The organism is Streptomyces sp. NRRL S-37, from assembly GCF_000721605.1.
GTDB lineage: Bacteria > Actinomycetota > Actinomycetes > Streptomycetales > Streptomycetaceae > Streptomyces.
The window spans coordinates 20,909-28,639 of sequence record NZ_JOIZ01000047.1 but is presented as its reverse complement, the minus strand read 5'-3'; the positions used below and the strand labels follow the sequence as shown (position 1 = coordinate 28,639).

6 protein-coding genes are annotated in these 7,731 nt (G+C 71.2%); 1 reads left to right on the top strand and 5 read right to left on the bottom strand.

The features are described 5' to 3' along the window. Window positions 1-336: 336 nt before the first annotated feature. Window positions 337-1,344 carry a stage II sporulation protein M gene (locus IH50_RS0136335; RefSeq protein ID WP_030872637.1) on the bottom strand — a complete coding sequence of 336 codons (1,008 nt, stop codon included), beginning with the start codon at window positions 1,342-1,344 and terminating at the stop codon, window positions 337-339. Between the two features lie 149 nt (window positions 1,345-1,493). Here IH50_RS0136335 and IH50_RS0136330 point away from each other — a divergent pair, with 149 nt between their 5' ends. Further along, window positions 1,494-2,456: an RDD family protein gene (locus IH50_RS0136330; protein ID WP_030872635.1), complete on the top strand. Its 963-nt coding sequence runs from the start codon at window positions 1,494-1,496 to the stop codon at window positions 2,454-2,456. A gap of 19 nt (window positions 2,457-2,475) precedes the next feature. Here IH50_RS0136330 and IH50_RS0136325 read toward each other — a convergent pair whose 3' ends face one another. The 4 genes from IH50_RS0136325 to manA all read right to left on the bottom strand — a co-directional run bounded on the left by IH50_RS0136325 (window position 2,476) and on the right by manA (window position 7,625). Continuing rightward, window positions 2,476-3,090: a hypothetical protein gene (locus tag IH50_RS0136325; protein WP_030872632.1), complete on the bottom strand. Its 615-nt coding sequence runs from the start codon at window positions 3,088-3,090 to the stop codon at window positions 2,476-2,478. Window positions 3,091-3,241: 151 nt separating this feature from the next. Further along, entirely contained in the window at window positions 3,242-4,699 is a 1,458-nt protein-coding gene (gene ahcY / locus IH50_RS0136320; protein WP_030872630.1) for an adenosylhomocysteinase, read from the bottom strand. A 650-nt stretch (window positions 4,700-5,349) separates the two neighbouring features. Next, a complete protein-coding gene (locus IH50_RS0136310) occupies window positions 5,350-6,330 on the bottom strand; it encodes a cation diffusion facilitator family transporter (RefSeq protein ID WP_030872627.1) in 981 nt (326 codons plus the stop codon). A gap of 143 nt (window positions 6,331-6,473) precedes the next feature. Further along, window positions 6,474-7,625 (bottom strand): mannose-6-phosphate isomerase, class I, encoded by a 1,152-nt coding sequence (manA, locus tag IH50_RS0136305; RefSeq protein WP_030872625.1) that lies wholly within the window; start codon window positions 7,623-7,625, stop codon window positions 6,474-6,476. Window positions 7,626-7,731 lie beyond the last annotated feature (106 nt).

The following is a 7,731-nucleotide window of genomic DNA, read 5'->3' as shown; positions in this document are numbered from 1 at the left end:
CGCTTCCCTTCGGTCTTGCGTTTCCGACTCTATCAGATCTTTCCGATCCGATTTCCTCGGTGCTTTCCGGGGTTCCGCTTCCGCGTTTCCCTTTCCGGCAGTTCCGACTTTATCAGAAGTTTCGGGGCGGACTTACCGGCCCTTGTTTTCCGATTCATCGGGAAGTGCTTCTCCGAAATCAACGTTTCGATGAGAAGCCGATAGATGCTCACTGTCGCCCTCGGGGTCAGACCCCATCTCCAGGCAACTGTTTGAATCTACCTCCCCGCCTGCTCCGTGTCAACGGTTCCTGCGGGGCGAAGAGGAGACTAGCAGCTCAGCGAGGGCTCATGCACATCAGGCGGCCGTGGGCACGTCGGCGCTGCGTTCGAATGCCTCCAGGTCGCCGGTCTCGCCGGCGCGCGCCGCACGTCCGCCCAGGACATAGACGTAGGCCAGGAAGGCCAGCTCGGCGACGACCCCGATGGTGATGCGCGCCCAGGTGGGCAGGCCCGACGGGGTGACGAAGCCTTCGATGGCACCGGAGACGAAGAGGACCAGGGCGAGGCCGATCGCCATGGCCAGGGCCGCCCGGCCTTCCGCCGCCAAGGCGGCACGTCGGGTGCGGGGGCCCGGGTCGATGACGGTCCAGCCGAGGCGGAGGCCGGTTCCGGCCGCGACGAAGACCGCGGTGAGTTCCAGGAGGCCGTGCGGCAGGACCAGGCCGAGGAAGGTGTCGAGACGGCCGGCGGAGGACATCAGCCCGAAGCCGACGCCCAGGTTGAGCATGTTCTGGAAGAGGATCCAGAGGACCGGCAGACCCAGGAAGACACCCAGGATCAGGCAGAGGGCCGCGGCCCACGCGTTGTTCGTCCAGACCTGGGCGGCGAAGGAGGCCGCGGGGTGGCTCGAGTAGTACGTCTCGTACTCGCCACCGGGGCGGGTGAGCTCGCGCAGCTCGTCGGGGGCCGCTATGGACGCCTGTACTTCGGGGTGGGTGCCTATCCACCAGCCGAGGAGTGCCGCGACGGCTGTGGAGAGGAGTGCTGTGGGCACCCACCAGTGGCGTGACGTGTAGACGGCCGCCGGGAAGCTGTGGGACAGGAAGCGCGTGACATCCCGCCAGGAAGCACGGCGGGCGCCGGTCACCGCACTGCGCGCGCGTGCCACCAGTTGGCTGAGCCGGCCGGTCAGCTGCGGGTCGGGGGCGGCCGACTGGATCAGGGAGAGATGGGTGGCCGTGCGCTGGTAGAGGGCGACGAGTTCGTCGGCCTCCGCGCCGGTGAGGCGGCGCTGGCGCCGGAGCAGGGCGTCGAGGCGGTCCCACTCCGCGCGGTGGGCGGAGACGAAGACGTCGAGGTCCATCGGTGTGCCTGCTCCTCGGCTGTTCGTCGGCGGTCGGCCGGACCGGTGGAACGGTGATCGGCTCGGTCTGCTGGTCGTACTGCGGTGCAATGTGCCATCAGCTTGGCAGACTGGCGGTGTTCGGGGCAGGCCAGGGAAGGGCGGCGGGCGTGAGTGAGCTGGTGACGGGCGAGGCGGTGGCGTTGGAGCTGCGCCCCGCGAGACTGCCCAGCAGGGCGCTGGCCGTGCTGCTCGATCTGCTGGCGGCCGTGGCCGTCTATGTCGTGGTGACCATCGCTCTGGTGGCTGCCACGGCCTCGTTGGACGAGGCGGCGCAGACCGCGATCTCGATCGCCTTGTTCGTCCTCGTGCTGGTCGGCGGGCCGATCCTGGTCGAGACGCTCAGCCACGGGCGGTCGCTCGGGAAGCTGGCCTGCGGACTGCGGGTGGTGCGGGACGACGGGGGGCCGATCCGGTTCCGGCACGCGCTGGTGCGGGGGCTGATCGGTGTGATCGAGATCCTGATGACGCTCGGGGTCGTGGCCTGTATCGCGTCCCTGGTTTCGGCGCGGGGGCGGCGGCTCGGGGATGTGTTCGCGGGGACTCTGGTCGTGCGGGAGCGGGTGCCGGTCGGGCAGGCGGGGTTCGTGCCGCCGCCTCCGCCGTGGCTGGCCGGGCGTTTCTCGGGGCTCGATCTGTCGGCGGTGCCCGATGGCCTGTGGCTTGCCGTCCGGCAGTACCTGACGCGGATGGGGCAGCTCGATCCGCAGGTCGGCTGGTCGATGGCGGAGCGGCTGGCCTCGGACCTGGCCGGGCGCACGGGAGCGCCGGTGCCGCCGGGGGTGCCGCCTGCGGCGTATCTCGCGGCGGTGGTGCAGGAGCGGCAGGCCCGGGAGGCCCGGCGGGCGTTCGGGCAGGGACCGGCCGGGGGTGGCGGGCCCGTGGGTACGGCCGGTTCCGCGGGTGCCTATGCTCCGCCGGTGTCCCCCACTGGAGCCGTCGCGCCGGATGTGCGGCCGGCTGTGCGTCCGTCTGCGGATCCGGGAGCCGCGGTGCGTGGGGAGCGGGCCGCCCCGCCGCGGGAGGGATCGTCGGCCGACCGGCCCTCGACGGGGTTCGCCCCGCCGGCGTAGGTGCCTTGGGAGGCGCTGGTCAGTCGAGGACCGACGGTGGTGATTCGAGGTCCTCCAGTTCGATGCCGGGGGCCGCGAGGACCACGTCCCCGGCGATGTGCACGGAGTGCTGCTCGCCTGTGTCCAGGGCTGTGACCTGGTATTCGTCCACGGTCAGGGGGCCGTTGTCAGTGGCGTGTGTTTCTCTTTCCACCAGCGCCCAGGACTGGTCCAGGGTGCGTGGGGCGAGGACCGGGTCCGTGAAGGCGACAAGGCGTACACGGGTGGCGGAGGCCGAGGGGGTGAGGCGCAGGAGGCGGGCGGTGGCGACGAGGAAGGCGGGGGACGAGCCGGTGAAGGCGTGGGCGCGCACATTGCCTTCGGTGGCGTGGGTCCCGGTGGGGTCGGTACGGACCCAGGTGACGCCGTCGAGGGCGGCGCCGCGGACCTGCCAGCTCGCGGCGTGGAGTTCGAGGCGGATGGGGCGGCCGAGTTCGTCGAGGGCGAGGTCGACCGAGCCCAGGTGACCGCCTGCGGGGGCGGTGAGCTGGGAGACGTAGCGCCAGCCGGAGGGACCGGGGGCGCAGTGGAAGTGTTCTTCCGCGAGGGGGGTGTGATCGTGCGGATCGTGGAGCGAATAGCGGCCGCGGGGCATGGGGGTCCTGGGTCGTGACGGGCTGGGCCGGTCGCCGGTCCGCCAAAGGGGCAGGCCCCCGGCACGGGGGTGCGGGGGCCTGCCTCGGAGGACCTGCCGCCGGGGAGCGCGTCCGGTGCGCGGACGCGCTCGCCGCGGCGGGAGCGTGGGCTCAGTAGCGGTAGTGGTCCGGCTTGAACGGGCCCTCGACCTGCACGCCGATGTATTCGGCCTGCTCCGGGCGGAGCGTGGTCAGCTTGACGCCGAGTGCGTCGAGGTGGAGGCGGGCGACCTTCTCGTCGAGGTGCTTGGGCAGCACGTAGACGCCGGTCGGGTACTCGTCGGGCTTGGTGAACAGCTCGATCTGGGCCAGCGTCTGGTCCGCGAAGGAGTTGGACATCACGAACGACGGGTGGCCGGTGGCGTTGCCCAGGTTCAGCAGGCGGCCCTCGGAGAGAACGATGATCTTCTTACCGTCGGGGAAGGTCCAGGTGTGGACCTGCGGCTTGATCTCGTCCTTGACGATGCCGGGGACCTTGGCGAGGCCGGCCATGTCGATCTCGTTGTCGAAGTGACCGATGTTGCCGACGATGGCCTGGTGCTTCATCTTGGCCATGTCCGAGGCCATGATGATGTCCTTGTTGCCGGTCGTGGTGACGAAGATGTCGGCCTTGTCGACGACCTCGTCGAGCGTGGTGACCTGGTAGCCGTCCATCGCGGCCTGCAGGGCGCAGATCGGGTCGATCTCGGTGACGATCACGCGGGCGCCCTGGCCGCGCAGGGACTCCGCGCAGCCCTTGCCCACGTCGCCGTAGCCGCACACGACCGCGGTCTTGCCGCCGATCAGGGTGTCGGTGGCGCGGTTGATGCCGTCGACCAGGGAGTGGCGGCAGCCGTACTTGTTGTCGAACTTCGACTTGGTGACGGCGTCGTTGACGTTGATCGCCGGGAACAGGAGGGTGCCGTCGCGCTGCATCTCGTACAGGCGGTGGACGCCGGTCGTGGTCTCCTCGGTGACACCGCGGATCTCGGAGGCGAGCTGGGTCCACTTCTGCGGGTTCTCGCCCAGGGTGCGGTTGAGCAGCTCGAGGATGACCCGGTGCTCGTCGGACTCGGCGGTGTCGGGCGAGGGGGCCTTGCCGTCCTTCTCGTACTCGACGCCCTTGTGGACGAGGAGGGTGGCGTCACCGCCGTCGTCGAGGATCATGTTGGGGCCGCCGGTGGGGCTGTCCGGCCAGGTCAGCGCCTGCTCCGTGCACCACCAGTACTCCTCCAGGGTCTCGCCCTTCCAGGCGAAGACCGGGACGCCCCGCGGGTTGTCGGGCGTGCCGTCCGGGCCGACGGCGATGGCGGCCGCGGCGTGGTCCTGGGTGGAGAAGATGTTGCAGGACGCCCAGCGGACCCGGGCGCCGAGGGCGACCAGGGTCTCGATGAGGACGGCGGTCTGCACGGTCATGTGCAGGGAGCCGGTGACGCGGGCGCCGGCCAGGGGCTGGGCGTCGGCGTACTCCTTGCGGATCGCCATCAGGCCGGGCATCTCGTGCTCGGCGAGGGTGATCTCCTTGCGGCCGAACTCGGCCAGGGAGAGGTCGGCGACCTTGAAGTCCTGTCGGTTGTCGACAGTCGTCATTGCGAGCTGCTCCTCGGGGTGTGGGTCGAGGTGGGTACGGCTGGTCTGCGCGGCGGCGGACACAGGGGTGCCCTGAGGAGGACACAGGCATGCCCGCGTGCGCGCAGCGCAGTCCGTCGGAGGCCCTCTCTCCCTCGGCCGGTCCGCGGTGGGACCGCCCGACCGCCATCAGCAGCGACGTCTGGCTCCGTCCCAAGCTACACCGCCGGGCCCGGCCGACCCCAGTCCGCCCGCGTACACATCAGGCCGATCTGGCGGGTGCCCCGTCCCGGTCCCCCGGCGGCCGTCGCCGGGCGGGGCGCCGGCCTCACCCCGCGCGGACGGGCCGTGCGGGGTGAGGTTCGGCATGGACACGGGGCGGAGAACGCTGGTCGCGGGGTGGTGATGCTCGCGGCGGGGCAGCTGTCGGTGGTGGCCCTGAGGGCGCTGCGGCTGAACCACGGGATGGCCGATGTGCGGGGCGGGAACACGGCGCCGACGTACCGGATCGGTCCGGATCGGTGACGACGTCGTCCGCGTGAGCTCCGACACGGAGTTGCGGCCCGCGCGCTTCTGAGGCGCGGGGCCGCCCGGGACGGCGGAGGGGCCCGCCGTGGTGATGCGGCGGGCCCCTCCGTCATGGGGTCCTGCGGGTTCCGGTGGGGCCGGGCTCAGTGACCGGTGTCGTGGGTGGTCGGGCCGCCGGGGGTGGCCCCGGGGTCGGCGCCCTTGGCGGCCTCGGTCTCGCTGTAGACGTCGGGCTCGAGGTAGATCACGCGGGCGATCGGGACGGCCTCGCGGATGCGGGCCTCGGCGGCGTCGATGGCGGAGGCGATCTCGGTGGCCGTGCCGTCGTGCCGGACGCCGATCTTCGCGGCGACCAGCAGCTCCTCGGGGCCGATGTGGAGGGTGCGCATGTGGATGACGCGGGTGACGGTGTCGCCGTCGACGACGGCGGTCTCGATCTTCTGGGTCGCCTCGGGGCCCGCGGCCTCACCGAGCAGCAGCGACTTCGTCTCGACGGCGAGGATCAGGGCGATCACGATGAGCAGGACGCCGATGCAGAGGGTGCCGATGCCGTCCCAGACGCTGTCGCCGGTGGCCAGGGCCAGGCCGACACCGCCGAGGGCGAGGACCAGGCCGACGAGCGCGCCGAGGTCCTCCAGGAGGACGACCGGCAGCTCGGGGGCCTTGGCGCGGCGCACGAACTCCTTCCAGGAGTGTTCACCGCGCAGGGGGTTGGACTCCTTGATGGCGGTGCGGAAGGAGAAGCCCTCGGCGATGATCGCGAAGACGAGGACGCCGACCGGCCAGTACCAGTGCTCCAGCTCGTGCGGGTGCTTGATCTTCTCGTAGCCCTCGTAGAGGGCGAACATGCCGCCGACCGAGAAAAGCACGATGGAGACGAGGAAGGCGTAGATGTAGCGCTCGCGGCCGTAGCCGAAGGGGTGCTGCGGGGTCGCCTGGCGCTGGGCCCTCTTGCCGCCCACCAGCAGCAGGGCCTGGTTTCCGGAGTCGGCGACCGAGTGCACGGACTCGGCGAGCATCGACGAGGAGCCGCTGAAGAGGAACGCCACGAACTTCGCTACCGCGATCGCGAGGTTGGCGCCGAGTGCCGCCACGATCGCCTTGGTGCCGCCTGACGCGCTCATGTGTTCGCGTTGTCCCTTCGTACGCCGTGTGGGCCCGGGCAGGCGTGTGCGTACACCGCCCGGGATTTTGCCCGTCCTTTGACGGTGGGCCATTGTTGCAGCCCGGTTCGGCGACGGCCTGTCAGGTAGCCGTCACGGGGTGATCAGGCGACGACGGTGGCCCGGAACAGGGTTCCGGTACCCGACACTTCGGCCTTTTCACCCGAAGGGACGAACACGGAGGTGCCCGGGGTCAGTTCGTGCTCGCCCGCGCGTACGGAGCCGGCGGTGCAGAGCAGGATCTGCGGGGTGGTCAGCGTGAGGTCGTGGGTGGCGCCGCCCGCGGGGAGGACGTAGCGGGAGAGGCGGAACTCGTCGATGGGGGTCTCGTAGACCTCCTCGCCGTCCGGGCCGGCCTCCGGGCGCAGTACGCCGGGGTCGCCGGCCTCGAAGCGGACGATGCGCAGGAGTTCGGGGACGTCGACGTGCTTGGGCGTCAGACCGCAGCGCAGGACGTTGTCGGAGTTGGCCATGATCTCGACGCCGAGGCCGTCGAGGTAGGCGTGCGGGACGCCGGCGCCGAGGAAGAGGGCCTCGCCGGGCTGGAGCCGGACGTGGTTGAGGAGCATCGCGGCGACGACACCGGGGTCGCCCGGGTAGTGGTGGGCGATGTCGGCGTACGGGGCGTAGTCACCGCCGAGGCGGTCGCAGGCGGCGGCGGTCTCGGCGACCGTGCGGGTCATCTCCTCGGGGTCGGCGGTGAGGATCGCGGTGAGGACCTCGCGCAGGGCCGCCTCTTCGGGGTGGGCGTGCAGCAGGTCGACGTACGGCTTGAGGGAGTCGACGCCGAGGCCGTCGAGGAGCGCGGCGGCGCGCAGCGGTTCGCGGAAACCGCACAGGCCGTCGAACTCGGTGAGGGCGCAGATCAGTTCGGGCTTGTGGTTGGCGTCCTTGTAGTTGCGGTGGGGGGCGGTCACGGGGACGCCACGGCGCTCCTCGTCCGCGTAGCCCTCCTTCGCCTGCGTCAGGTCGGGGTGGACCTGGAGGGAGAGCGGGGCCCCGGCGGCGAGGAGTTTGAGCAGGAAGGGCAGGCGGGGGCCGAACTTGGCGACCGAGTCCGGGCCGAGTTCCCGCTCCGGGTCGGCGTCGATGACCTCGACGAGCGTGCCCCGGCCGGTGCGCGAGGGTGCGCCGGGGTGGGCGCCCATCCACATCTCCGCCTGCGGCTCGCCGGTCGGTTCGGTGCCGAACAGTCGCGGGAGGGCGGTGGTGGAACCCCAGGCGTAGGGGCGGATGGTGTTGTCGAGGCGGTCCATGGGGTTCTCTGCGTTCCTTCTGCCGGTTCTCGTGCGGGCGCGCGGTGTCGTGCGGGTCGTGCGGGTCGTGCGTCCGCGCGGTGGGAGGGTCTCAGGGGGTCCCGGG

Bases quoted from the DNA above. Each gene is read 5' to 3' on its own strand.
- IH50_RS0136325 (WP_030872632.1), bottom strand. From the start codon at position 3,090: ATGCCCCGCGGCCGCTATTCGCTCCACGATCCGCACGATCACACCCCC.
- IH50_RS0136310 (WP_030872627.1), bottom strand. From the start codon at position 6,330: ATGAGCGCGTCAGGCGGCACCAAGGCGATCGTGGCGGCACTCGGCGCC.
- manA (WP_030872625.1), bottom strand. From the start codon at position 7,625: ATGGACCGCCTCGACAACACCATCCGCCCCTACGCCTGGGGTTCCACC.
- ahcY (WP_030872630.1), bottom strand. From the start codon at position 4,699: ATGACGACTGTCGACAACCGACAGGACTTCAAGGTCGCCGACCTCTCC.
- IH50_RS0136335 (WP_030872637.1), bottom strand. From the start codon at position 1,344: ATGGACCTCGACGTCTTCGTCTCCGCCCACCGCGCGGAGTGGGACCGC.